This is a genomic window from Devosia sp. A449, assembly GCF_054489375.1.
In genome coordinates, this window is the sequence record NZ_JBTMWU010000008.1 from 83,399 (window position 1) to 106,568 (window position 23,170).

Here is a 23,170-nt window from a genome sequence, read left to right on the forward strand (position 1 = left end):
GCCAGGGGGATCTTGTCCGCAAACAACCCAGACGTGGCCAAAGCAAGATTCTCGTTCAGGGGCACAAGGGCACTGGAGGCGCCTTTCGGGGCGGTCCAACGACTGTGACCAGTGCCGCGCCGCAACCAGAGGGGCTCGACGGCATGACGCGTCTCCTGGGACGGCGATGGCAGCACCGCAAAGGTCAATGCTAGCCCTTTCGTGCTCTGCCGGTTGGCAATTGCGAAATGTTTCACGCGACTTCCCCCGGTGAGATACGAAACGCGGATACCCCCACGTCGGGCGGGGCTATCCTCCCAGCCCTGCCCGACGTTTCGTGTCCGAAGGACACCTTGCCTGCAGTGCCACGAACACCGCATCTAAGGTATCTTACGGCCCTGCTACGGGGCTCAGCCGGCCTTGCAACGCGGCTGTGGATCGACCAGAACAGAGTTCCAGCGACGCGCCTATCGCCCGTGGGGATTAGCTCTGGCGCCGTTGTGATCTAGTACGACGCTCATGCCTCGCTGCCGGACGGCTGGTGATGCGGTGGGCGCTGTTGGGAAAAACTCCGCCATGTCGCCAGGGCGCCCGCACGGTGCACGGCAGAACCACCGAGGCTGCGCAGGAGTTCGCCGGTGAGCAGGGCCAGTCGAAAGACAGCATTGGCTGTCGGGCCATGATGGCGGGCATAATCGCGAATACGGTTGGTAGTGAGAAGCGCATAGAGGTTGGCGTTGCGGCTATAGTCACCACCAATGTGGATGAAGACCGCTTCAGGAACGAAGGCGACGTGAAGGCCGGCGTCGCGGACCCGGCGCTGATAGTCGACCTCTTCGCTATAGAGAAAGAAGGACTCGTCCCACAGGCCGGTGCGGGCCCGGGCACTGGCGGAAATGAGCAGGGCTGAGCCGCTCGCCCAATCGACTGTGCTGGTGCGTTCGTAGCGATGATCACTGCAGATGCATTCGCCGCGGTCCAGACCATAACCGAGCCGCGTACCGAGGAGGGCATCGGCCCAGGCGGTCTGCAGCGATGGTTCGCGGCGCAGCGAATGAAAGAGCATGCCATCTTCGTGCTGGATGCGGGGGGCCGCGATGCCGATATTGGCAGACAGGCGGCGGATCAGATGGGCCACCGAACCAGGGGCGACACGAATATCGGGGTTGAGGATCAGCAGATCGGCCTCGGCCGAGATGGTGGCCGCACCGGCATTGATGCCGGCGGCATAGCCTCCATTGCGTCCGGTTTGCACCACGCGCGCACCAATGGGATGCGCACGCGCAATGGCGACGGACTTGTCGGAAGAGGCGTTGTCGACGACGACGATTTCGGTGCGCGGGAGGCCGGCGAGGCCCTCGCCCAGCGTGTCGAGAAGGCCGCCCAGTGTGTCGGCGCTATTGTAGGTGACAACGATCACCGCCAGCGATCGATCGTTCGAATTGTCAGCACGGGGCTGGCCTGAAACTCCCAAAGCCATCATCGCCTCCCAAGAATGCGACCCATGTCAGCGTTCACAGGGGGGCTGGGCACTAGTGATTTGCAGCTAGCGGAGCGTCGTTGTGCTTATGCCACTAGTCAATTTCGCGCGCGTATCGCTCCCGGCGGACGGCAAATGCGCTCCTATTATGCGCTGATCGCCCCTATTAGGATGATTGTTGGGCCTTTGCACCGCCGCATAGCGTCATCCCCTGCCAATGGGGAGGTCCTAATGACATGGAGCGCGGGTGAAGCCCAGGCCGGCGGGCCGTTTGCGCAGAATCCCGACTTACTGTTCGGGCTGCACGTTGATGCCATCGGCATGACCGAGGCAATCGAGCGGTGTCGGCTGGCGCTGGAGACGCGGCGCACGCTGTTGGTGGGTGTGCTCAACGCGGCAAAAATTGTCAGCATCCGGCACAATGCGGAGCTGCGGAACGCCATACTCGACTGCAATATGCTGCTGGCCGATGGCCAATCGGTGGTCTGGGCCAGTCGGCTGCTTGGGCATAGATTGCCGGAGCGCGTGGCCGGCATCGACCTGTTTCAGGAATTGCTGTCGCTGGCGCATCAGCAACGGCGGCGCATCTATCTGCTGGGCGCGACGCCCGAGGTTCTAGCGGCGCTGGTCGCTAAAATCGGCCAATGCTGGCCGGGGGCGGAAATCGTCGGCAGCCGAGATGGCTATTATGCCGAGGACGAAGCCGCCGACGTCGCAGAAGGAATTCGGGACGCCCGGCCCGACATGTTGTTTCTGGGCATGCCGTCGCCGAAGAAGGAAATCTTCCTTCGACGCTTTCAGGACCACCTGGGGGTGCCAGTTTTACACGGCGTTGGCGGCTCGTTCGATGTTCTGGCCGGGTTGACCAAACGCGCACCGCGCGCCTGGCAGCGCATGGGGCTCGAATGGGCTTACCGGCTGGCGCAGGAGCCACGGCGGTTGTGGCGGCGCTATCTCACCACCAACACCGCTTTTGTTACCCTGACCCTCCGCGAAATCTTCCACCCCAGCGCCGAAATGCAGCGCCTTCCTGCCGAGCCTGGCACGACGCCCAGCTCTCACATCTCATCATAGGATTGGCCATGTTGAACGAAGTTTTTAGTGGCAACCTCGTGGTTGTCGGAATGGGCTATATCGGCCTGCCTACGGCCACCGTCCTGGCGACGCGCGGGGTGCAGGTGACGGGCGTCGATGTCAATCCGCGCATCGTCGAGACGATCTCGCGCGGCGAGGCTCCCTTTATCGAGCCTGACCTGGCCGTCGCCGTCAGCGGCGCCGTGGCCATGGGGCGGCTCTCGATGGCGCGCGACATCCCTGAGGCCGATGCTTTCATCATCGCGGTGCCAACTCCGTTCAACGAAGACCACACGGCAGACCTCTCCTGCGTCAAAGCAGCGGCCGAGCAAGTGGCGCCGAAATTGCGAAAGGGCAACATCGTGGTGCTGGAATCCACCAGCCCACCAGGCACGACCGAACTGGTCAGCCAGTGGATCGGCGCCGTTCGACCTGACCTCATCATGCCCCATGTCGTGGGTGGCAACGCTGACATCTATGTCGCGCACTGCCCCGAGCGGGTGCTGCCGGGCAAAATCATGATCGAGATGATCACCAACAATCGGGTGGTGGGCGGCCTGACGACGAGCTGCGCAATCAAGGCGGCCAGCATCTATCGGGTGTTCTCACAAGGCGAGATTCTTCTCACCGATGCCGCCAGCGCCGAAATGGCCAAGCTGGTGGAAAACTCCTATCGCGACGTCAATATTGCCTTTGCCAATGAGCTGTCGCTGATCACCGAGTCGCTAAGGCTCGACGTTTGGGAAGTAATCAAGCTCGCCAACCAGCATCCACGTGTCAATGTCTTGTCACCAGGCCCGGGCGTTGGCGGACATTGCATCCCGGTCGATCCGTGGTTCATTGTCGCCGCGGCGCCGGATCTGGCCAGGCTCATTCGTACGGCGCGCGAGGTCAATGACCACAAGCCGCATCACGTGGCCAATCAGGTCATCGCCAAAGCCAGACGTTTTGTCTCGCCATCGGTGGCCTGCCTGGGCCTGACCTTCAAGGCCAATGTCGACGATGTGCGGGAGAGCCCGGCGATCGAGGTAGTTGGCCTGATTGCCAGCGCCCTGCCGGACGTCGAAATCATGGTCGCCGACCCCTATGTCGAGACGCTGCCGAAAGAACTCGTGGGCAACGCCAATCTCCGGCTGACCAACGCCGGCGAGGCTGTGGACCGGGCCGACATCATCGTGCTTCTGGTCGAGCATGATGCCTTCAAGGCACTGCGCCATAATCGCCACAATGGCAAGGTGGTCTATGACACCCGCGGGGCGTGGGCGTGAACCTGTCTTACGCTCGGAACGAAGTCGATTGGGCGCTCACCATGACCAAAGAAATGCTCGATTGACTTCACACTGCGATCCGAAGCAAGGCCGTCGCCATAGGGATTGACGGCCTTGGCCATCGCATCATAGGCAACCTCGTTGGTCAGAAGCCGGCTCACCTGTTCAAAGATCAAGTTCTCATCGGTTCCCACCAGCGACGCCGTGCCGGCGAGCACGGCCTCTGGGCGTTCGGTCGTTTCCCGCATGACCAGCACCGGCTTGCCTAGGCTCGGCGCCTCTTCCTGCACGCCACCGCTGTCAGTCAACACGATGTCCGACTTTTTCATCGCGTAGATAAAATCGCTATAGTTGAGCGGATCGGTGATGATGATGTTTTCGATGTCGTCAAGCTCGGGCAGCAGGATTTCGCGCACCGCCGGGTTGAGGTGGGCCGGCAGCAGCAACTGGACGTCCGGGAATGCTCGGGCGAGCCGAGCCATGGCCCGAGCGGCCCGTGCCATGGGCTCCCCCCAGGATTCGCGACGATGGGCAGTGACCAGGATGATCCGGCGGCCGTTGAGCCGCAATAGGTCCTGATTGGTGGGCAGCAATTGTCGGGAGGCGACATCAAGTAGGGCGTCGATCACTGTGTTGCCGGTTACGGCGACACGGTGGGGGGCGATGCCCTCGGACAGGAGGTTCTGTCGCGCCGTTTCCGTCGGCGCCAGATGTAGGGCAGCCAGGCGCGAGACCATTGTGCGGAACATTTCCTCGGGAAAAGGGTCGTAGGCATCGTAGGTCCGCAGACCCGCTTCGAGATGAATGACCGGCGTCTTCGCATAGAAGGAAGACAGCGCCCCAGCAAAGCAGGTGGTGGTGTCGCCCTGTACGAGGACAGCGTCGGGACGTTCTCGCTCAATGATTTCAGAAACACCCTCCAGCGCTCTGGCTGTGATGCCGTCCAGGCGCTGCCGGTCGGCGATGATGTTGAGATCATAACGCGGCTCGATGCCGAAAATGGCGTTGACCTGATCGAGCATCTGCCGGTGCTGGCCGGTAACCACCACAACCGGTTCAAGATGTTCGGATGCATCCATCGCGGCAATGAGGGGCGCCATCTTGATGGCTTCGGGCCGCGTTCCATAGACAACCAGAATCCTGCGCATCAACCGGTCTCCCGCCTTCGGCACAGGTGACGCTAGGCGTGGAGTGCTCTGCAGCAAATACCTCGTTCTGCTAAGCCGTGACTGAGGTCCATGGCCGCCGTGTGCAGGCCCTAGCCAAAGACGGTTAGTGGCCGGCCCAAAGGAGTAGCGAGGAGGCGAGGACCTGCACCGGCCCCTCCATTCATACTTCGTTAAGCTTATTACGCGGGAAAAGCGGGCGTAATCTAGCTCGCACGGGGGAGTTTTGGCTTGGGCGATAGCGCCTATCGTGCCCACGACAAAGCAAATTGTGGGGCGACGATGCTCGACCATTTCATAGAAGACCACGCCCTTCTCAAGGCAAGCCCGTTCACCTTGCGGGTGCCGGGGGAGGCACGAGGGCGGGCATATGTTTTTGGCAAACGCCTTATCGACATCGTTCTCGTCCTAGTCGGTGGTGCTATGATCCTGCCGCTCGTACTCATCCTTGCTCTGCTGGTGAGGCTGGATGGTGGGCCGGCTTTTTATCGCCAGCCTCGGATCGGGCGTCATGGACGGGTATTTATCCTCTGGAAGCTGCGCTCCATGGTGCAAGATGCCGACCAGGCGCTTCGGGCCTATCTCGACAAGAACCCCGCCGAAAAAGCGGAATGGGACAAGCATCAGAAATTGCGGCGCGACCCCAGACTGACGCGGTTCGGACCTATTTTGCGCCGCTACTCTCTCGATGAGCTGCCGCAATTGTGGAATGTGCTGATCGGTGACATGAGCCTTGTCGGGCCGCGTCCTATGCTACCGCAACAGCGCCTGCTCTATGACGGCATGGCTTACTACGACCTGCGGCCGGGCTTGACCGGATTGTGGCAGGTCAGCGAGCGCAACAGTTGCAGTTTTGCCGAGCGAGCCCGTTATGATGAGCTTTATGGTTGCAGCATCTCAGCTGCCACCGACTTCCGCACCATCGTCAAGACCTTCGGCGTAGTGCTAGGCGGCACCGGCTACTGAGGCGTGACCGTCGCCGTATCCGCCGGCGTCTTTGGTGGTTCCATCGTCACCTTCACCAGATCGGCGGGCTGCAGGAGGCTTGTCTCCGTGGCGTCCAGAGCGACGGTCTCGCCGTCCTGCTGGCGCAGAATTGTGTATTCCACCTGAGTTTGCAGCATTTCGTTGAGGACGGGGGCGTTGTCGGCCTCGATCGATTCTAGCAGCATCCGGCGCGCCGCCGATTGCTGCTGCAGGATTTTTTCCAGACTGGCCTGGTCCTGCTGCAACAGGCGTGCTGTTTCCGATTGCTGCTCGTCCTCGAGCTTTGCGAGTTCGCGCTGGGAATGGTTGAGGTTTTCGCGTGCGGTCATAGTGGCGATGACGATGTCGAGGCGTTGGGAGCGCAGATTGGAAAGCTCTCGCTCAGCATCGTTGAGCCGGGAGACTGTTGCGGAGCCTGCGGCTACCAGATCCCGGATCGAGGCGACCTGCTGTTCGGCCTTTGTGGTCAGATCGTCAACGGCATCCAGTTTTTGTCCGAGCGCATCGATTTCGGCATTGTAGAGCGCGGCGAGGTCGACGAGGCCGGTTTTCTGGCGGGCGGTCTCGTTGACATGTGCATCAAAGATCCGTCGCTCCTGCTCGAGAATTTCGGCAGTGACGGGATCGGCGGTCGTGAGAGCCTCCGGAAAGTTGATGGTACTATCGCGGGCGAACTCGGCTTTCAGCCGCGCGAGTTGCGCCTTGAGGCGCAGGATGTCACTGCCGAAGCCGGCGAAGTCGGCTTCGAGGCGGATCGCATCGCTGGCACCGGTGCTGCTCTCGAAGCGGCGTTCGCCTCCGGCTAATGCCAGGGCCTGGATCACGCTTATGCCGGGACGATAGTCGAATTGGCCGGGCGCCGCGACGCTGCCCACCACATAGATGGGGGGATATTGCACCACCTGCACCGAAGCCTCAGGCTTTTCAATGAGGCCCAGCTTTTGCTGCAGGCGCTGGGCGATCTCGGCAGCTAGCTCATCGGGGGTCAGCGCCTCGGTCGAGATGGCGCCGAGCGAGGGAATGGTGATGGTGCCATCGGCGGCAATGTCGAACTCACCGCCAAGCGCGTCCCAGCGCTTATAATCACCCGAGGCGGCCACGAATTGCACGACGGTGAGCTTCAGCCGGGTCATTGGCACCAGCACGGCAGCACTGGCCGCCAGAGGCAGGGCGGCCATGGAGGCCATCAGAACACCCCAGAACAGGGCGCGTCGGCGCGGACTGGGTCGCTGCAATATGGGCATCTTCAATCCGCCTTTCATGGCTTTATCGCGCATCCTATCCCGCTTCGGGGTCTGCCTGAACCGACTAGTGCGGCTTAGCCCATGCGGCGTAGGCGGGGCGAACCCCTACCCGTGTTGGCGATAGTGCAGCCCCGTCAGAGCCTTATCCTCGTCGCCAAGCGTCGCATTGTCCGCGGCTGCCGACAGCAGGTGACGGCATTGCTCGATCTTGATTTCAGATTCTATTTTGCCCTGTTCCGCCGGAAATTGCCGGTGTTTCTCACGGTTTTGGCGCTGGTCAGCACGGCCTTTGTCGCCGCGATTGTCTTCTGGCCGGTGTCGTATCAGGCGACGGCGCGAATTCTCGTGGAATCGCCGCAGATACCGACAGATCTGGCCAAATCCACCGTGCCCACCGGTGCCGCGGAGCAATTTCAGATCATCCAGGAGGACGTGCTGTCGCGGCAGAGTCTTTTGGACCTGGCCGAGCGCTTCGGGCTTGACGCCGGCACACCGCAGCGGACCGATACGGAGATCGTCGCCGACATGCTGGCGCGCCTGGGGATCACCCCGATGCCGATTGGCACGGGCAACGGCGCAACCGCGACCGTCTTTGAAATTTCCTTCAAGGCAGATCATCCGAGCACGGCAGCTGAGGTCGTCAATGACCTCGTCGCCATGATCCTGAAAAAGGACGTCGCCTTGCGCACAAGACGAGCGCAGGAAACGGTGACCTTCTTCAACAAGGAGACTGCAAGGCTCAATGCTGCGCTCCGGATCGTTGAGGGAAATATCCTCAGGTTCAAGAACGCCAATATCAATGCGCTGCCCGACAGCATCGAATTCCGCCGGACGCAGCAGACCAATCAGCAAAGCCGCTTGCTGGTGCTGGCGCAGGAGAAGGCGGGACTCAACCGGCAGCAGCTGGAGCTGCAGTCACGACCTCTTGGTGTGATCGTCAATCCGGCGACGCCGGACGAGCAGACGCTGACGTCGCTGCGGCAATTGCTGGCGCAGCAGCGGGCGACCTTCACCGAGACGAGCCCCACAATCGTGGCGCTGCGCAGCCGCATCGAGACGCTGGAAAAGAGCCTGATGGCGACCAACCAGGGCGCAGGAATCGACACTGCCGGTGACGGCGCCAGGCAAAGCCCGGCGATGTTCGACATCCGCGTGCGGCTTGAGGAGATTGAAGACGAGCGCGTGCAGCTCAACCAATCGCTGGCGGCGCTGACGGCCTCCATCAAGGCGACACCCGGCATCGAAACGGCACTCAATTCGCTGCAGCGGGACCACCAAAACCTGCAGGCTCAATATGACATGACGGTCTCCCGGCTGGCCGAGGCCTCAACGGGGCAACAGATCGAACTGCTGCTCAAGGGCGAGCGCCTGTCTTTGATCGAAAGTGCGGTGCCGCCGCAGAAGGCGCAGGGTCCAGGCCAGCGTGTCTTGCTGCTGGGTAGTGCGCTGGGTGCATTCGTACTGGCGCTGGCAGTGGTCGTGGTGCCGGAATTGCTGAGCAAGCATATCCGCCGACCGGCCGAGCTGGTCTCGCGGCTGCAGATCGTGCCTTTTGTCACCGTGCCCTATATCGATCGGCCGGCACGGGGCCATGGGGGGCTGCGGCGTCTGTCCAAAGCTGTGCGTAGCAGACTGGGTTTCGGGGGAAGCCGAAACGCTTTCCCGGTCCCCGCGCTTGCCGCTTTTACCAAGACCAGAACGGGCCAGTAGAAAAATGGACACCCCGCTGCAGACGAATTCCAATACGGCAGTGTCATGGCAAGAAATCGCGGCGCTCGACATCGATCCATGGCGGCTTGAGCGGCAGCGGATTATTTCCTTGACGCGGCGGCATTCGGGTGCCGCCATCTTCGACATCATGCGCACCAAGGTTTTGCAGGATGCGCGCACCAAGGGCTGGAGGACGCTGGGCATTTCGGCGCCGACGGAAAAATGTGGCAAGACAACGGTGGCGGCCAATCTCGCCATCAGCCTTGCCAGACACGAAAAGCTCAAGATTGCGCTGATAGACCTCGAGTTGCGGCGGCCAAACCTGGCGCGCATCTTCGGACATTCGGGGCGCTATGCGACCGAAGATTTTCTGCGTGGTCGGTGCCAGGCGGAGGACTATCTCGTCCGGCTGGGCGACAATCTCGCAATCGGGACAAGTCCGCCTAGTGCGAGCCATGTTTCCGAACTGCTGCACAGCGCCGACACGGCGGCGGTTCTGGGCACGTTACGAGCGGAGCTGGGTGCCGACCTCGTCCTCTACAATCTCCCTGCGCTGCTGGAAGGAGACGACTGCCTCGGGCTCTTGCCGTTGGTGGAGGCCTCGCTTCTGGTGGTGGGAGCTGAGCAGAGCACGATCGACGATATCGATGTGTGCGAACGGCAGATGAGGGACCGCACGCACCTGCTCGGCGTGGTGCTCAACAAGTGCCGTTACCCTACTGGCAAGAACAGCAATTTCCAGGCTTGATCAGCCTTCGCGGAAGGTCCGCACGAACCGCTCTTCGATTGGCGCCATAAGATAGGACCAGACGGACCGTTCGCCGGTCTGGAAGAAGCCTTCGGCGGGCATGCCCGGAACCAGCTGGGCCTCCGCCGGAAGCTTCGCCAGTTCTTCGTCGGCCACACCAACCCGCACTGAGAAATATTCCATGCCGGTGACCTGGTCCCGCAATAGGTCCGGGGCGATGGCGTCGACGGTGCCGTCCAGCAGCGGTGTGCTGCGGGTGTCGAAGCTCAAGAGACGGATATCGGCGAGCTGGCCAACATGGAGGCGGCTGACGTCGGTGGGCCGCACGCGCAGGTCAACCACCAGATGGACGGCCCGCGGAACGATCAGCATCAGCTCTTCGCCCGGAGAGACAACGCCACCCACAGTGTGCACGATGGATTCATGCACCGTGCCGTCGATCGGCGCGCGGATTTCGAGGCGCATCAGCCTGGCCTGGGCGGCGATGATTTTTTCGATCACCTCGGCGATGGTCTGGGACACCGCCTGGAGTTCGGTCAGCGCCTGGGAGCGAAAATCGCTCACCGTTTGTTCGGACTGCAGGCGCAGCTCGGCGATCGAACTTTGCGTTGAGGCAATGGCCGATTGAACGCCAGCCAATTGTCCTTCGATCTCGGCCTTGCTGCGCCGCATCTCGTTGACGCGCTGGTTGGAGATAAGTTCCTGCCCCGCAAGGGTTTCGAGCTGTTGCAACTCGTTTGTGACGATCTCAAGCTGGCTCGAATAAGCGGTGATCTGGGCCTGCTGCCCGGCGATGAGCGCCTCCTTTTCGGTGATCAGCTCGGCAATCCGGGACACTGAGCTGTCAAGCGATTGCTTTCGCGTCAGAAGCAAGCGGAGCTGGTCGCGCACGACCTGTTCGAGCAGCGGATCAGCGTCGAGAACACTAGGGACTTGGGGCAGTTCCATGGAGGTGCTGCCAATGCTCTCGGCAGAGAGGCGAGCGCTGGCCCCCAATGCCTCGCGGAGCTGGGTTTTCATCACGCCGAGTTCAGCCTGCGCGAAGACATCGTCAAGCCGCACCAGGAGTTGGCCCGCGGTGACACTGTCATTGTCCTGCACCAGGATTTCGCGGACGATACCGCCTTCGGAATGCTGCACCTTGCGCGCCCCTCCCTCAACCACGACGATGCCCGAAGCAATGACGGCGCTTTGCACCTGTGCCAGCGCCACCCAGCCGCCGAGACCGACAAACAGCGCTGCCAGTACGATGCCGCCTATCACCGCATGGCGCTGGAGGCTGCCGAGATAGTGATCGTTGGGCCCAAGCCGGTTTATGCCGGGCCGGTCGAGTTGGAGGGGACTACGCATCGCGGGCCTGCGAGGCTGGCAGCGCGACCCGGTCGAGCACTTCGCCCTTGCCGCCGAACGCCACCTGGCGTCCGTCACGCATGAACAGTAATTTGTCGACCGCAGAGATAGCGCTCGGACGATGCGCGACGACTATGACAATCGAACCGCGCCTGCGGGCCTCCTCTATGGCGAGGGTGAGCGCCTCGTCGCCCTCCATGTCGAGATTGGAATTGGGTTCATCGAGCACCACGAGAAACGGATTGCCATAAAGCGCGCGGGCAAGACCGATGCGCTGGCGCTGCCCTGCGGAGAGATTGGACCCGTGGGCGCTGAGATTGGTCTCGTAGCCATTGGGCAGGGACGCAATGAGATCATGCACGCCGGTAGCCTGCGCAGCGGCGAGGATAGCCTCGGTGTCATGGCTGGCGTCGAAGCGGCAGATATTTTCAGCGATGGTGCCGTTGAGCAACTCCACCGATTGCGGCAGGTAACCGATTGCCGCGCCGAGTTCGCCCGGGTCAAAATGGGCCAGTTCGGAGCCGTCGAGGCGGATCGCCCCGGACAGGACGGGCCAGACGCCGACCAGCGCCCGCGCTATCGAAGACTTGCCTGCGCCGGACGGGCCGATAATGCCCAGTCCGTCACCCGCATTGAGCGTGAAGGTGACGCCACGCGCCACAATGCTTTCGGCGTTGATGCCGGTCGAAAGATTTTCGACGCTGAGGGTCTGGCGCTGGATGGGGAGGCGCGTTGGTCGTTCCCGCTGCCCGGAAGCCTTGAGCATGCGGTTGATGCGCACCCCGGCCTGGCGGGCGCTGACGAAACTGCGCCAGTGGGCGACAACCTGTTCCATGGGCGCAAGGGCGCGAGAGGTGAGGATCGACGCGGCGATCATGATGCCGCCTGTCGCCTGGTTTTGAATGACGAGATAGGCACCCAGCGCGAGGACGGCCGATTGGAGGAGGAAGCGAAAGCCCTTGGTGATCGAACTGTAAAAGGCCACGCGGTCGGACGAGCGCATCTGGGTACGCACCAGTTGTCCGGAGGCCCGCGCCCAGCGCCGCGTCACGGCGTCCTGCATGCCCATGGCAAAGATGGACTCGGCATTGTTGTCGGCGTCTCGGCCGAGCGCGGCGCGTTCGCCAGACGCCGCCGTTGTGGCCATAGCGGGCCGGTGGGAGTTGAGTTCGTTGAGCACCAGCAGCAGGGTCATCACCAGACCGCCGGCCAGCGCCATCGTGCCGAGCCAGGGGTGTAGATAAAAGGCCAGCGCCAGGTAGATCGGCACCCATGGGATATCCAGCAGCGAGATCGCGCCTGGTCCTGAAATGAAGAGGCGAACCTGATCGAGATCCTGCACCGGATTGCTTAGATGGAGGTGGCTCTGATTGATCCTCATACGCATGGTGAGTGGGAAGAGACGCTGCGCCAGTCGGTCATGGAGCAGGCCACCGATGCGACCGGCCATGCGCGCCCTAATCCATTCGATGACCGCATAGAAGCCGAACAGCACGACCACCAGTGCGGTCAGTGCGGCCAGCGTTTCTGCCGAACGGCTCGGAATGACCAGGTCATAAACCTGCAGCATGAAGATCGAGCCCGTCAACATCAGGATGTTGGAGGTGACGCTGAGCGCGAAGAGCACGACAACGTGGCCACGCGCCAGGCGAAGCACATCTCCGAGCGAGTTGGGTTCGGCGCTGGCAACCATCATCGACAAGGCGGCCTCCTCGCTAGCGGCCTCGCCATGGCGTCAGGGGTCGCTGTCCGGGGCCTATCGATAGCAGGGCGGCGCGTACGGCCTCGCTAGCTCAATTGGCCTATGCCGAGCTGCGCCTCTAACCTGAAAGCCGCGCATTTCCCGCGACGCCTGCTGGTCGAGCTATCCCCGTAGCTACATTGAGAAATTGCTGGCTACCCGCGCACTGCTACATTTTTGCACCGGATCGGCGAGACAATTTGCCGGCATGGGGGGCAAGCAATGATGCAGCAGGTGACGTTGGGCAAGGGCGTGGTGATCCACCACGCTGACCTGGTCAATCTTTATGGCTGCTCGATCGGTGACAACAGCCGCGTTGGCAGTTTTGTGGAAATCCAGAAGAACGCGACGATCGGACGAAACTGCAAGATTTCGAGTCACAGCTTCATCTGCGAAGGGGTCGCCATTGAGGATGGCGTCTTCATCGGCCATGGCGTGATGTTCACCAACGACCTTTACCCGCGCGCCACGACCGAAACTGGCGCGCTCCAGGGCAGCGGCGACTGGGCAGTGCTGCCGACCCGGGTGTGCCGCAATGCGTCCATCGGCAGCAATGCCACCATTCTGCCCGGTCTGACCATTGGAGCAGGCGCCCTTGTCGGCGCCGGCTCTGTGGTCACCCGCGACGTGGCGCCGGGCGAAACTGTCGTCGGTGTCCCGGCCAGGCCCTTGAGCCAACGGCAACAGGTCCATCCTTCCATTCATCAACATGGGTTGCAATCATGATTGGCATCGGCGTTATCGGCTATGGCTATTGGGGCCCCAATCTGGTCCGAAATTTCTCCGACATTGCAAATGTCGATCTGCGCTGGGTCTGCGACCTGCAAACCGAGAGGCTGGCACGGTTGCGTTCGCGCTATCCGGCAGTGCAGATCACAGAGGACATGGCCAATGTGCTCAACGATCCCAAGGTGGATGCGGTGGCGATTGCGACGCCGGTTTCCAGCCATTTCGATCTCGCCATGAAATGCCTCAAGGCCGGCAAAAGCGTCTTCGTTGAGAAGCCGATTACGGCAACCTCGGAACAGGCGCGGCGGTTGATCGACCAAGCGGACCGGCGGGGTCTTGTGGTCGCTGTTGACCACACCTTCATCCATACCGGTGCGGTGAAGAAACTGCGCGAGGTGATCCGCAACGATCTGGGCGAGCTCTACTACTACGACTCCGTGCGGGTGAATCTCGGTATCTTCCAGCATGATGTGAGCGTCATGTGGGACTTGGCGGTGCATGACCTCTCGATCATGGACTACGTGGTCGAGGCCCAACCCGTCGCCGTCTCGGCACTCGGCATGTCGCACGTGGAAGGGACGCCCGAAAATATCGCGTATCTGAACCTGCACTTCGACTGTAAGCTGATGGCCCATGTCCATGTCAACTGGCTGGCGCCGCTTAAGGTGCGGCGCACGTTGGTAGGAGGCAGCCAGAAAATGGTGGTCTATGACGATCTCGAACCCAGCGAGAAAATCAAAATCTATGACCGCGGCATAACCTTTGACCCGATGGCGCCAAAGGCGGGCGAGCGGCGCAACCAGATGCGCATCGGCTACCGGGCCGGCGACATGTCGGCGCCCCAGCTCGACATCACCGAAGCGCTCGGCTCCGAGCTTAATGAGTTCGTCACCTGCGTCGAGCGTGGCACCAGACCGATAGCCGACGGGGCCGCAGGCCTGCGGGTTGTCAAAATTCTGGAGGCCGCCACGCAGTCCATGGCCCGAGGCGGCGCTGTCGTGAAACTGGCGCGCGAAAGGGAACTCGCATGATCCCCTTTCTCGACCTCAAGGCGCAATATGCCAGCATCCAGCCGCAGATCGAGAGCGCCGTGACCAAGGTTCTGCGCTCGGGGCACTATGTGCTGGGCGACGACGTGGCGGCGCTCGAAGAAGAATTCGCCGCCTATTGCGGCACGACCCATGCCGTTGCGGTCAATACCGGCACAAGCGCACTGCATCTGGCACTCCTGGCGGCGGGGGTGAAGCGCGGCGATGAGGTGATCACCACCCCGTTCACCTTCATCGCCTCGGCGGCGGCCATTCGCTATATTGGTGCGCGGCCGGTCTTTGTCGATATCGATCCAAAGACCTTCACCATTGATCCCGACAAGATCGAAAGCGCCATCACGCCGCGCACGAAGGCCATCCTACCGGTGCATCTTTACGGGCAGATGGCGGCTATGAGTGACATCCTCGACCTTGCAACTCGGCATGGGCTAACGGTAGTCGAAGATGCCTGCCAGGCGCATGGCGCGCGCTATAAGGGCCAGCGCGCCGGCAGCATGGGCGTCTCGGGCTGTTTTAGCTTCTATCCCGGCAAGAACCTTGGCGCCTGTGGCGAAGGTGGGATGGTCGTCACCAGCAATGACGAGCATGCGCGCCAGATCCGCATGTTGCGCGATTGGGGCCAGGAGAAGCGCTACCACCATGTGGTGGAGGGTTATAATTACCGGATGGACGCCATTCAGGGCGCGATTCTGCGGGTAAAACTGCGGCAGCTTGAGAGCTGGACTGAAACACGTCGTGCCCGCGCTCAGCTTTATACAAAATTGCTGGAGGGCTCCTGCATTGCGGCGCCAATCGAGGCCGAGGGCAATCGACATGTCTGGCACATTTTTGCGGTGCGTATGCGGGATCGCGATAACCTTCGAGCGCAGCTGTTGAAGGAAGGCATAGAAACGGGCCTGCACTATCCGGTGCCGGTGCATCTGCAACCGGCCTATGCCGACCTTGGCCACAAGCGTGGGGACTTCGTGCAGGCCGAAGCGGCAGCCGACACGGTCTTGTCGCTGCCAATCTATCCAGAGCTGTCGGAACGCGACGTGGAATTCATTGCCGACGCGGTGAGCCAAGATGTCTACGCTGCTTGAAGAGCCCTCGCATGCTCGCGTCGTCCCGGCCATCCACGGCCGGAACAATATGGAGAATGATCCTGCCTTTGAGCGCGGCTTTGCCGATTGGCTCGCGCAGCATTATGGCGGCGAGCGACTGCCTGATGCTTATTCCCGCTTTGCGGTCGGCGACGGAAAGCTCGATGCACTCATGCGCAAGCTAGTCTTCCAGGTCGGTGCGAGGTCATGCGGCGCCGGACTGCAGGTCGGGAGTCAGGTGGGCTTCAAGCATATCGAGACCTTCGAGATCGGCAACAATGTCTTTATCGGGGCCGGGGCATATATCCAGGGCCGCTTCGATGGCCATTGCACCATCGGCAACCATGTGTGGATCGGCCCGCAAGCCTATTTCGACGCGCGCAACCTGGTGTTGGGCGACCATGTTGGCTGGGGCCCGGGCGCCCGGGTATTGGGCTCGCAACATACGGGCCTACCCACCAGCGTGCCAGTCATCGCCACCGATCTTGAAATCAAGCCGGTTCTTATAGGGACGGGCGCAGATATCGGCACCAATGCGACCATCCTGCCCGGCGTCACCATCGGGGAAGGCGCCATTATCGGTGCGGGTGCCGTCGTGACCACCGATATTCCGGCTTTCACTATAGCCGCCGGCGTTCCCGCCCGCGTGTTGCGTCAGCGCTGAACCAGAAGGATCTGACACGATGAGAGGCAAGCGCATTTTGATCACTGGTGGGGCCGGGCTTATCGGCTCCCATATTGCGGACCTTGTGGCGCGCCAGGAGCCGGCCGAGATCGTCATCGTTGACAATTTCGTGCGCGGCAGAATGACAAACCTGCATGAAGCACAAAGGCTCGCGGCGGTCACCATCGTTGAGGGAGACGTCCGCGACGCCGCCCTGGTGGCCCAGGCCATGGCGGGGATCGACATCCTCTTCCATCAGGCGGCGATCCGCATCACCCAATGCGCCGAGGAGCCAAGGCTCGCGCACGATGTGTTGGCCACCGGCACATTCAATGTGCTGGACGCTGCGGTGAACGCGGGCGTCGGGAAGGTGGTGGCCGCATCGTCCGCGTCGGTGCTGGGTGCGGCGGATGTATTCCCGACCACGGAACAGCATCACAGCTATAACAATCGCACCATCTATGGCGCGGCCAAGGTCTACAACGAGGCGCTGCTGCGCAGTTTCAACGAAATGACGGGGCTCGATTATGTGGCTCTGCGCTACTTCAACGTCTATGGCCCGCGCATGGATGTGCATGGTGCCTATACCGAGGTGTTGATCCGCTGGATGGAGCGCATCGCCAGCGGCCTGCCCCCGATCATCATGGGCGATGGCAGCCAGACCATGGATTTCATTCATGTGCGCGACATCGCCCGCGCCAACGTGCTGGCGGCACAATCTGGGGCCAGCGACGCGGTGTTCAATGTCGCCAGCGGCACCGAAATCAGCCTCAGCGACCTAGCGCGCGTGTTGCTCGCTGTTATGGGCTCGTCCCTGAGCCCGGTGCACGAACCGGCCCGCAAGGTGAACCCGGTGCCGCGCCGCCTAGCCTCGACCGAGAAGGCGGCGCGCGAGCTTGGCTTCACCAGCCAAATCGGCCTTGAGGAGGGGATGGCCGACCTCGTCGCCTGGTGGCGGCAAAGCCGGGATTCCGAGCGGAGTGCCGTCGCATGAACATGGCCATTCGCAAACTTCCCGTGGCACGGCCGGTTCTCGGTGAGGAAGAGGCCGAGGCAACCCGCCGGGTCATCCTTTCCGGTTGGGTGACGCAGGGGCAGGAAGTCGCCCGCTTCGAAGAGGAATTCGCGCGCTATGTCGACGCGCCGCACGCCTGTGCGGTATCCAACTGCACGACTGCCCTCCATATGGCGCTGATTGCCGTCGGTGTCGAAGCCGGCGACGAGGTAATTACCGTCAGCCATTCCTTCATCGCCACCGCCAATGCCATCCGCTATTGCGGCGCGCTGCCCGTCTTTATTGATATCAGCGAGGGCGGGTTCAACATCGACCCCGATCAGATCACGGCTGCCATCACGCCTCGCACCCGGGCCATCATCTGTGTCCACCAACTCGGTATGCCCTGCGACCTGGCGCCGATTGTGGCCATCGCCCAGGCCCATGATATCAAGGTCATTGAGGATGCAGCCTGTGCATCGGGCAGCGAGATTGCGGTAGATGGAGACTGGCAGCGCATTGGTCGCTGCCTTGGCGATATTGCGTGCTTTTCCTTCCACCCGCGCAAGGTGATCACCACCGGCGATGGCGGCATGCTGACCACGCGCCACGCCGACTATGACCAGAAGTTCCGCCTGCTGCGCCAGCATGCCATGAGCGTGCCCGACACTGTGCGTCATGGGGCGGCCGAGGTGATCTTCGAAAGCTATGAAACGCTCGGCTACAATTACCGCATGACCGACGTGCAGGCGGCCATTGGCCGCGTGCAATTGACCCGCCTGCCCGAGATCATTTCGCAAAGGCGGGCGCTGGCGGGGCTTTACACGACAAGGCTGGCGGCCCTCGAGGTCTTGCCCCCCATGGAGCCGGACTGGGCGCGCAGCAATTGGCAGAGCTATTGCGTGACGCTGCCGGTGTGTTGCGATCAGGTGGCGATCATGCAGACCCTCCTCGATCGGGGAATTTCTACCCGACGTGGCGTCATGAATGCCCATCTCGAACCGGCCTATTCCAACGCTGCGGCCTTCCGCAGCGTTGGCGACCTCGCCCGGTCCGTACAGGCGCAGGCCCGCGCGATCATCCTGCCGCTCTTCGTGCAGATGTGCGACGATGATGTAAATTATGTCGTCGATGAACTCGCATCGGCCCTTTCTGTCTAAGCCGCCTCCGGTCGATGCCGTAGCAGCCGGTAGACAAAGGGGCGGAGCACCAACGGTATCCATTTTTGAGGAACAATGCGGATCAGATGGGTGAGGGAAAGCCAACTGGCCGCCACCGTCATGGCCAGCCCCACCGCCAGTGCCGGCACGGGAGGCAGAAACTCGGCAGCTAATAGCGCAAGACTGGTCAGCCCGAAGAACAACGCGGCGAGCCATAGATTTTCGCGAAACCAGACAAAGCCGGTCAGCGACCGGACGAGGATGTTGATGATCGCGCCATGCCAGACATAGAGCCCGACAAAGGCAATGCCTGCGCCGACAATGCCCAGTGTATTGAACAGCAGATAGGCCAGCCCGACATGCACCGCTGTCGCGGCCACTTCCGTCCAAAAGAACATCCGCTGCCTGCCCTTGGCGAGGATGAGATAGCCCATGGGCCAGGCCATGACCCGCAGGAGCATGCCGAGGCACAGCCAGCGCAAAACCGGAACGGCGTCCCCGAATTGGCTGGAATAGAACGCTGTGATCACCAGTGGGGAAAGCGCCACGGTCGCGAGCAGGCCCGGCCCCGCCAGTAGCAGGCTTACCCGGGCCTGCTCATTAACGAGCCGGTTGGCGGCAGCGTGATCGTCGGCAAGACCCGCGAGGCGTGGGTAAAAATCCGTACCCATGGCCTGAAGGATGAAGCCGACATAGATGCCGCCAAGGGCCCAGGCCGCCTGATAATTGCCAGCGGCTTCGACGCCATCATGCTGGACGATCAGCACGCGAATGGCCAGTGCGGCACCGGCGGTGAGAATGCCGCTGGCCATGAAGGCAAAGCCCAGCCCTAATAGCAGGCGCGTTTCGGCGCTGAACGAAGACAAGGTCAGCGCTACACGCGGCAAGCTCAGTCGGCGGCCATACCAGAGGGCCGTGAGCCAGGAGGTAAAGGCCATGGCAACTAGGGAAGGGACGACCCCTGCCTCACCCCACCAATAGACCAGCACAATTGCGACCACCGTATTGACGACAGCGCCGAGCACCGTCGTGCGTGCCAGATCGCCCATGCGCCGGCTGCCTTGAAGAATGGCAAGGGGGGCGCCGGCGACGATGCGCAGGAACAGCGCCGCGCCCAGAAGGCCAACCGCCGGTGCGTTCGCCTCGGTTCCGAAGGTCAGAAGCGAGATCGGGCCGGCGACGAGGACGAGGAGGATGGCCCCCGCAGCACCCAACATGACCGACAGCAGCGTGATCGTTCGCGCGACTGTGGCTATGCGCGCAGCTTCTCCCGCAGCGACGGCTACCGCCACCTGCCGAACCCCGCTCGACTGCACTCCCAGCCCGGCAACGCCTGCGCCAAGGTCAAGGATCACATTATAGAGACCGAAGAGCCCAATCCCGCTTGGCCCGAGCAACACGGCCAGTATTTTGACCCGGAATATGGAGAGGGCAATGCTGATCAGTTGCGACAGGGCGATGACTGACATGGACTTCACGATGTCGCCATATCGCCGGCCCTGCTCTCCCTTATCTTCCTCCATAGCGCGCACCTGATCTCCCGGATTGGTCGATCACACTCTTGCTGCCTCCGGGAAGCTCATCAATTGGCCGTGACCTGATCTTTTGGCGCGCCACTACATCGTCCTGGCTACGGGAAGCGCAATTCTGCAGGCCGGTCCAGGGGAGAAGGCCCGCGACATCAGGATAGCCGCCATTTCACCGCGGGTTGAGGCGCTCAAGTATTCATAACCCTAACTGTTTGGGAGGCGGTCCCCCGCTGGTGAGGACTAAATCGAAGCCGGAAAAGACTTTGACCCGTTTGATAGAGCGCCGCTCCGAGTCACGGCTGAGTCACGCCTTGTGTGATTAGTTTGAATTCTAAGTAAATACAGGACAAAAATGGGGGTAAAAATGGTTGAGACGTCTGTTATTTCAGGGGCTGGTTTGTATGCGTTTTGGCAAAACACAACAATTCAAAATAGTTGCAGAATAGGGATACTTATTCTTGCTGACACCGGAGTGGCATTTCAGAGCTTGCTCAATTCGACGCAGAAGTGTTTTCCAGAAGTAGATATTGTCCTGTCGAATAAAATCCCAGATGATAATGAGGCAACATTTGAGCCGCGGCTAATTCTTATCGATGCGTTTGCCTTCCGCAGCGTATCAACATTGATGGGAGAGTGCCGCGAACGCTTTCCAGACGCCCAGATCGCTCTCATGGTGGAAGGGGGATGGAATGAAGATCCGGCACTCAGAGCGATCGTGGCCGAACGCGCCATACAGGGGCTTGTGCCGTTCAACCTACCCATCAATGTGTGGCTGGCGACCATCTGGCTCCTGCTGAATGGTGGTGAATATTTCCCGCAAGTTGTTTCTCCAAAATCTGCTGCACGAGGTTTCTTGTCTCGCCGTGGGCCGAGCAATTCCTCTGACCCGCATGCAGATTCGGCAGGTGTTCTCTCCTCGCGAGAGGCAGAAGTTCTCGAGCTGATGTCGGATGGACTGCAAAACAAGATCATTGCGTCCAAAATGGCGCTATCCGAGCACACGGTTAAAGTACACGTTCACAATATTATTCGAAAACTCAAGGTACATAACCGGACGCAAGCAGCGGCGGTCTTCCGATCCCTAGATCGCCGCCCGTTGTATGATTCCCCGTCTATTCGCACCGCCGCCCAGATGTGATATACTCCGCTTTGGAGTGAATGATCGAGCGTCAGGAGGGCACGTTAAATGGTGCTTTTACTTGAATGACTGAACGCATCGAAATCTTTGGCAGCGAATTCGACGTGGCCATAGGGCTACTCGGCGACTCCCATGTATTCGCCTCCGGGGTCGTGGTTTATCCCACATGTCATTTTCAACGAATACTTTCCTACCTGATCATCGAGGGTCGCGGTCAGCCGATTTCCCGGCGACGCATCGCCAACCTGATCTGGTCCGACACTGCCTCCGAGCAGGCGAACGCGGATGTGCGCCAGACGGTGGCTCGCATAAGACGATTCCAGCAGCAGCACCATTTTGAAGTGCTGATGAGCGACCCCAACATGTTCTGGCTTGGCCAGGGGAACGGCGTATATATCGATCTGGTCGAGTTTCGGGAGCTCATTGCCAATCCCGGTCCCAAGGCGTGGGTGCGACTATGTGAGATCTATGGCGGTGACCTGCTGGGCGCGCACCGGCCCGCCGGGCAGGGTTTTGAAGAATGGCTGGATCACCGCCGGACGGCGCTGCGATTTGACTTTATAAATGCCATCTCGCAGGCCGTGCTACCGACCAGCCTGCTGACTCACCGGGAACGCCATTTTTGTGCATCGCGCCTACTTGATGAAGATCCCTACCATGAGGGCGCCCACAGGGCTCTCATGTATGAGGCGGCGCTGAACGGCGACTTTACCCTGCTGCGACATGTCTACGAAGAGTGCAGCAATGTGTTGCGGCGCGAATTGGGGGTAAACCCGACCGCCGAAACCGTCGACTTCTACCGCAACCTGATGAACCGGGCGCCGGCCGCTTGATTAGGCCTTGAGCCGCGCCAGCAAGCGATCGGCGATATAGTCCGCGATAGGCAACGACGAGGTGGCCGCTGGCGAGGGCGCGTTGCAGACGTGAAGCATGCGCGCCGTTTCCAGCATCAGGAAATCCTGAACCATGGAGCCGTCGCGCTTCACCGCCTGAGCGCGGATTCCAGCAGGCATGGGCGTGAGGTCGGATAGCTCCAGCTCTGGGCAGTATTTGCGGCAGGCAGCGAGGTAACGGCCGGTAAAGACGCTGTTGCTCAGTTCGTCCAGCGCCGATTTCAGGTTCTTTCCGAGCAGGTGCCATAGGCCGGGAAAGCGTGCTGCATCGGCCAAATCCTCAAGCGAGAGCGCTCGCTTGCCATACCCCTCCCGCGCCAGTCCGAGGACGGCATTGGGTCCAAGACTGATGCTGCCGTCGATCATCGGCGTCAGGTGGATGCCGAGAAACGGCAATGCCGGGTCGGGCACCGGATAGATCATGGCATTTACCAGCCCGGCACGGCGGGGCGCGAGGCGGAAATACTCGCCGCGGAAGGGCACGATGGCAAAATCGACATCGAGCCCGGCCATGCGGGCGACGCGATCTGATTGCAGGCCGGCGCAGGCGACGAGCGCTGCTGCGATGATGGTCCGCTCGCCCAGGTCCAGTTCAACGTCAGCGCCGCACTCCCTGATAGCCAAGGGCGCAGTCCTCATGGCAATTTCGCCACCATCGCGCCTGACATCCGCAGCCAGGACAGCCAGAATGTCCCGATAGTTCACGATCGCCGATGACGGTACGTGAAGCGCCTTGATGCCAGTTATCGCAGGCTCGATTGCGGTTATCTCATTGCGAGACAGGGACTGAGCGGGAATGCCGTGGGTGGCTGCCCGCTGCTCCAGCGCGTCAAGCCGCTCTACTTCCAGTGGTGAGGTCGCGACGATAAGCTTGCCGCGCTCTTCAAAGGCAATGGCATGGGCGCGACAATAGTCCTTGGTCATGCGCATGCCGGCACTACACAGCCTGGCTTTCAGGCTGCCCGGGGCATAATAGATGCCGGAATGGACAACGCCGGAATTGCGTCCCGTCTGATGGATACCGAGTTGGTCTTCTTTCTCCAACACAATGAGACTGGCGCCGGGCCGGGCAGCAAGCAGCGCCCGCGCAGTGGCCAAGCCCACTATACCCCCGCCGATGACGCAGAAATCGTAGCGCATATCTGACGCCCCTGAATCTCGTGAATCTCGTAGCAGCTATCGACG

General features: G+C 61.4%; 20 protein-coding genes. 13 read left to right on the plus strand and 7 right to left on the minus strand.

The window, feature by feature from the left end:
* Nucleotides 1-496 precede the first annotated feature (496 nt).
* Nucleotides 497-1,459, minus strand: coding sequence for a glycosyltransferase family 2 protein (locus ACX3OW_RS18540; RefSeq protein WP_459097283.1), 963 nt, complete (start codon nt 1,457-1,459; stop codon nt 497-499).
* 231 nt (nt 1,460-1,690) lie between these two features.
* On the opposite strand from ACX3OW_RS18540, the gene ACX3OW_RS18545 reads away from it, so the two are divergent.
* A complete protein-coding gene (locus tag ACX3OW_RS18545) occupies nt 1,691-2,533 on the plus strand; it encodes a WecB/TagA/CpsF family glycosyltransferase (protein WP_459097284.1) in 843 nt (280 codons plus the stop codon).
* Between the two features lie 8 nt (nt 2,534-2,541).
* Complete coding sequence (gene wecC / locus ACX3OW_RS18550; protein ID WP_459097285.1) at nt 2,542-3,801, plus strand: UDP-N-acetyl-D-mannosamine dehydrogenase; 1,260 nt, start codon at nt 2,542-2,544, stop codon at nt 3,799-3,801.
* Here the strand turns inward: wecC and wecB are convergent.
* On the minus strand, nt 3,774-4,949 hold the full coding sequence (gene wecB / locus ACX3OW_RS18555) for a non-hydrolyzing UDP-N-acetylglucosamine 2-epimerase (protein ID WP_459097286.1): 1,176 nt from the start codon (nt 4,947-4,949) through the stop codon (nt 3,774-3,776). The genes wecC and wecB overlap by 28 nt on opposite strands.
* A gap of 249 nt (nt 4,950-5,198) precedes the next feature.
* Between wecB and ACX3OW_RS18560 the strand changes: the two genes are divergently transcribed.
* The gene (locus tag ACX3OW_RS18560) at nt 5,199-5,933 is read left to right on the plus strand and encodes a sugar transferase (protein ID WP_459097287.1); all 735 of its coding nucleotides are present in this window, start codon (nt 5,199-5,201) and stop codon (nt 5,931-5,933) included.
* Here ACX3OW_RS18560 and ACX3OW_RS18565 read toward each other — a convergent pair.
* Nucleotides 5,927-7,231, minus strand: coding sequence for a polysaccharide biosynthesis/export family protein (locus ACX3OW_RS18565; protein WP_459097288.1), 1,305 nt, complete (start codon nt 7,229-7,231; stop codon nt 5,927-5,929). The two genes, ACX3OW_RS18560 and ACX3OW_RS18565, sit on opposite strands and share 7 nt — an antisense overlap.
* 165 nt (nt 7,232-7,396) lie before the next feature.
* Between ACX3OW_RS18565 and ACX3OW_RS18570 the strand changes: the two genes are divergently transcribed.
* Nucleotides 7,397-8,908: a GumC family protein gene (locus ACX3OW_RS18570; protein WP_459097289.1), complete on the plus strand. Its 1,512-nt coding sequence runs from the start codon at nt 7,397-7,399 to the stop codon at nt 8,906-8,908.
* A gap of 4 nt (nt 8,909-8,912) precedes the next feature.
* Nucleotides 8,913-9,656 (plus strand): CpsD/CapB family tyrosine-protein kinase, encoded by a 744-nt coding sequence (locus ACX3OW_RS18575; protein ID WP_459097290.1) that lies wholly within the window; start codon nt 8,913-8,915, stop codon nt 9,654-9,656.
* Here the strand turns inward: ACX3OW_RS18575 and ACX3OW_RS18580 are convergent, their stop codons facing one another.
* Both ACX3OW_RS18580 and ACX3OW_RS18585 read right to left on the minus strand, forming a co-directional pair.
* A complete protein-coding gene (locus tag ACX3OW_RS18580; protein WP_459097291.1) occupies nt 9,657-11,006 on the minus strand; it encodes an HlyD family type I secretion periplasmic adaptor subunit in 1,350 nt (449 codons plus the stop codon). It lies immediately after the preceding gene.
* A complete protein-coding gene (locus ACX3OW_RS18585) occupies nt 10,999-12,702 on the minus strand; it encodes a type I secretion system permease/ATPase (protein ID WP_459097377.1) in 1,704 nt (567 codons plus the stop codon). Before ACX3OW_RS18585 ends, ACX3OW_RS18580 begins: the two co-directional genes overlap by 8 nt.
* 267 nt (nt 12,703-12,969) lie before the next feature.
* Between ACX3OW_RS18585 and ACX3OW_RS18590 the strand changes: the two genes are divergently transcribed.
* From ACX3OW_RS18590 to ACX3OW_RS18615, 6 genes are read left to right on the plus strand one after another with little or no spacing between them, the layout of a single operon-like run.
* Nucleotides 12,970-13,473 (plus strand): acyltransferase, encoded by a 504-nt coding sequence (locus tag ACX3OW_RS18590; protein WP_459097292.1) that lies wholly within the window; start codon nt 12,970-12,972, stop codon nt 13,471-13,473.
* A complete protein-coding gene (locus ACX3OW_RS18595; protein ID WP_459097293.1) occupies nt 13,470-14,507 on the plus strand; it encodes a Gfo/Idh/MocA family protein in 1,038 nt (345 codons plus the stop codon). The genes ACX3OW_RS18590 and ACX3OW_RS18595 overlap by 4 nt, the downstream gene beginning before the upstream one ends.
* Nucleotides 14,504-15,607, plus strand: a complete 1,104-nt coding sequence (locus ACX3OW_RS18600) for a DegT/DnrJ/EryC1/StrS family aminotransferase (RefSeq protein ID WP_459097294.1) — start codon at nt 14,504-14,506, stop codon at nt 15,605-15,607. The genes ACX3OW_RS18595 and ACX3OW_RS18600 overlap by 4 nt, the downstream gene beginning before the upstream one ends.
* The gene (locus tag ACX3OW_RS18605; protein WP_459097295.1) at nt 15,591-16,271 is read left to right on the plus strand and encodes an acyltransferase; all 681 of its coding nucleotides are present in this window, start codon (nt 15,591-15,593) and stop codon (nt 16,269-16,271) included. Before ACX3OW_RS18600 ends, ACX3OW_RS18605 begins: the two co-directional genes overlap by 17 nt.
* Before the next feature lie 19 nt (nt 16,272-16,290).
* Complete coding sequence (locus ACX3OW_RS18610; protein WP_459097296.1) at nt 16,291-17,265, plus strand: NAD-dependent epimerase/dehydratase family protein; 975 nt, start codon at nt 16,291-16,293, stop codon at nt 17,263-17,265.
* A complete protein-coding gene (locus ACX3OW_RS18615) occupies nt 17,262-18,425 on the plus strand; it encodes a DegT/DnrJ/EryC1/StrS family aminotransferase (RefSeq protein WP_459097297.1) in 1,164 nt (387 codons plus the stop codon). The genes ACX3OW_RS18610 and ACX3OW_RS18615 overlap by 4 nt, the downstream gene beginning before the upstream one ends.
* Here ACX3OW_RS18615 and ACX3OW_RS18620 read toward each other — a convergent pair.
* Nucleotides 18,422-19,948, minus strand: coding sequence for an O-antigen translocase (locus tag ACX3OW_RS18620; protein ID WP_459097298.1), 1,527 nt, complete (start codon nt 19,946-19,948; stop codon nt 18,422-18,424). The two genes, ACX3OW_RS18615 and ACX3OW_RS18620, sit on opposite strands and share 4 nt — an antisense overlap.
* A gap of 370 nt (nt 19,949-20,318) precedes the next feature.
* Between ACX3OW_RS18620 and ACX3OW_RS18625 the strand changes: the two genes are divergently transcribed.
* Nucleotides 20,319-21,092 carry a response regulator transcription factor gene (locus ACX3OW_RS18625; protein ID WP_459097299.1) on the plus strand — a complete coding sequence of 258 codons (774 nt, stop codon included), beginning with the start codon at nt 20,319-20,321 and terminating at the stop codon, nt 21,090-21,092.
* Nucleotides 21,093-21,157: 65 nt separating this feature from the next.
* On the plus strand, nt 21,158-21,925 hold the full coding sequence (locus ACX3OW_RS18630) for an AfsR/SARP family transcriptional regulator (protein ID WP_459097300.1): 768 nt from the start codon (nt 21,158-21,160) through the stop codon (nt 21,923-21,925).
* Here the strand turns inward: ACX3OW_RS18630 and lhgO are convergent, their stop codons facing one another.
* The gene (lhgO, locus tag ACX3OW_RS18635; RefSeq protein ID WP_459097301.1) at nt 21,926-23,125 is read right to left on the minus strand and encodes an L-2-hydroxyglutarate oxidase; all 1,200 of its coding nucleotides are present in this window, start codon (nt 23,123-23,125) and stop codon (nt 21,926-21,928) included.
* Between the last annotated feature and the right edge of the window lie 45 nt (nt 23,126-23,170).

Coding starts and splice junctions, on each gene's coding strand:
- ACX3OW_RS18540 (WP_459097283.1), bottom strand. CDS start 1,459: ATGGCTTTGGGAGTTTCAGGCCAGCCCCGTGCTGACAATTCGAACGAT.
- ACX3OW_RS18545 (WP_459097284.1), top strand. CDS start 1,691: ATGACATGGAGCGCGGGTGAAGCCCAGGCCGGCGGGCCGTTTGCGCAG.
- wecC (WP_459097285.1), top strand. CDS start 2,542: ATGTTGAACGAAGTTTTTAGTGGCAACCTCGTGGTTGTCGGAATGGGC.
- wecB (WP_459097286.1), bottom strand. CDS start 4,949: ATGCGCAGGATTCTGGTTGTCTATGGAACGCGGCCCGAAGCCATCAAG.
- ACX3OW_RS18565 (WP_459097288.1), bottom strand. CDS start 7,231: ATGCGCGATAAAGCCATGAAAGGCGGATTGAAGATGCCCATATTGCAG.
- ACX3OW_RS18575 (WP_459097290.1), top strand. CDS start 8,913: ATGGACACCCCGCTGCAGACGAATTCCAATACGGCAGTGTCATGGCAA.
- ACX3OW_RS18580 (WP_459097291.1), bottom strand. CDS start 11,006: ATGCGTAGTCCCCTCCAACTCGACCGGCCCGGCATAAACCGGCTTGGG.
- ACX3OW_RS18585 (WP_459097377.1), bottom strand. CDS start 12,702: ATGATGGTTGCCAGCGCCGAACCCAACTCGCTCGGAGATGTGCTTCGC.
- ACX3OW_RS18590 (WP_459097292.1), top strand. CDS start 12,970: ATGATGCAGCAGGTGACGTTGGGCAAGGGCGTGGTGATCCACCACGCT.
- ACX3OW_RS18595 (WP_459097293.1), top strand. CDS start 13,470: ATGATTGGCATCGGCGTTATCGGCTATGGCTATTGGGGCCCCAATCTG.
- ACX3OW_RS18600 (WP_459097294.1), top strand. CDS start 14,504: ATGATCCCCTTTCTCGACCTCAAGGCGCAATATGCCAGCATCCAGCCG.
- ACX3OW_RS18605 (WP_459097295.1), top strand. CDS start 15,591: ATGTCTACGCTGCTTGAAGAGCCCTCGCATGCTCGCGTCGTCCCGGCC.
- ACX3OW_RS18610 (WP_459097296.1), top strand. CDS start 16,291: ATGAGAGGCAAGCGCATTTTGATCACTGGTGGGGCCGGGCTTATCGGC.
- ACX3OW_RS18615 (WP_459097297.1), top strand. CDS start 17,262: ATGAACATGGCCATTCGCAAACTTCCCGTGGCACGGCCGGTTCTCGGT.
- ACX3OW_RS18620 (WP_459097298.1), bottom strand. CDS start 19,948: ATGGAGGAAGATAAGGGAGAGCAGGGCCGGCGATATGGCGACATCGTG.
- ACX3OW_RS18625 (WP_459097299.1), top strand. CDS start 20,319: ATGGTTGAGACGTCTGTTATTTCAGGGGCTGGTTTGTATGCGTTTTGG.
- ACX3OW_RS18630 (WP_459097300.1), top strand. CDS start 21,158: ATGACTGAACGCATCGAAATCTTTGGCAGCGAATTCGACGTGGCCATA.
- lhgO (WP_459097301.1), bottom strand. CDS start 23,125: ATGCGCTACGATTTCTGCGTCATCGGCGGGGGTATAGTGGGCTTGGCC.